Origin of the sequence: Nocardia sp. NPDC049190 (genome assembly GCF_040648115.1) — a bacterium.
Classification (GTDB): Bacteria; Actinomycetota; Actinomycetes; order Mycobacteriales; family Mycobacteriaceae; genus Nocardia.
The window spans coordinates 1-1,053 of sequence record NZ_JBEZDE010000127.1 but is presented as its reverse complement, the minus strand read 5'-3'; the positions used below and the strand labels follow the sequence as shown (position 1 = coordinate 1,053).

Annotated in this window: 2 protein-coding genes; one reads left to right on the top strand and one right to left on the bottom strand. The window is 60.8% G+C overall.

Annotated elements, in window-relative coordinates:
• Positions 1 to 10 precede the first annotated feature (10 nt).
• Positions 11 to 466, bottom strand: coding sequence for a hypothetical protein (locus tag AB0B25_RS32205; RefSeq protein ID WP_357187648.1), 456 nt, complete (start codon positions 464 to 466; stop codon positions 11 to 13).
• Between the two features lie 9 nt (positions 467 to 475).
• On the opposite strand from AB0B25_RS32205, the gene AB0B25_RS32200 reads away from it, so the two are divergent.
• Positions 476 to 1,053: hypothetical protein (locus tag AB0B25_RS32200; RefSeq protein ID WP_357187645.1), on the top strand; the 578-nt coding region annotated here is incomplete at its 3' end.

Sequence of the window (1,053 nt, the reverse complement as noted above, 5' to 3'; positions counted from 1 at the left end):
ATCGCTGTAGTCATTCGAAGGTGTCGAGGATGTCATGAAGCCGCACTTTGTCGTAATTCACCGTTGGCGTGATCGTTATGCGGACTACTCTCGCTATATTGATCACCGCCGGAACGTGGTGACCTATGTCTGTACCGAGATCGCTCGGTCGTCGGTGCCGGACGATGCGGCGGCGGTGGTCACGGTTGTTGATGCCGACGATGTCGCGGTCATGCGTGCCGCGTTGGGCGAGTTGGCTGGTCGTTTCGGGCAGCCCTTGCGTATTGTCGCCCTCAATGAGCGTGACCTCGGGATGGCTGCGCTGTTGCGTGTGGATTTCGATCTGCCGGGGCATCGTCCTAACGATGTCGCCAGGTTCCGAGACAAGTTGGATATGTGCCGGGTTGTTGCGGATGCGGGTATTCCTCTGCCGGCTTTCGCTGATGCTCCTGATACCGGCGCGGTGCTGGATTTCGCGGAGGTGCATGGGTGGCCGGTGATTGTCAAACCGCGGCTCGGTCTTGCGAGTCGTGGTGTGATCCAGTTGAATTCTTCGTTCGACGCGGCCCAGTTGGTCGAGTCGGCGGCCGAGCCGCGGCTGGTGCAACAGTTCTGTCCGGATGACATCTTGCATATCGATGGTCTGTGGACGGGTGCGGAGTTGCGGCCTTGGCGCGCGTCGCGTTACCTGACCAAGTGCGCCGATTTCGATCGTGCGGGTGTGCTCAGTTCTGTGGAGATCGATGATCGTGATCTGCTGGCTCATCTCGAAGTGTTCACGGGTACGGTGTGCGCGGAGTTGAGTGGCGCCGATCCGCTGGTATTTCATCTCGAGGTTTTCCTGGGGCGTGAGCGGGATGGTGTCCCGCGGATCCAGTTCCTGGAGATCGGTGCGCGTCCGGGCGGTTCGGAGATTCCGTTTTTGTGGCGGGAGGTGCACGGTTACGATCTGATGGCCGCTGCCGCCGATATCCAGTTGGGCCGTCGCCCTCGGTCGGATCCGCTCCCGAGTTCCAGGGTGGCGGGATGGCTTCTGGTCAAGCCATCGATTCCGTTGCCGTGCACTGTCACGGC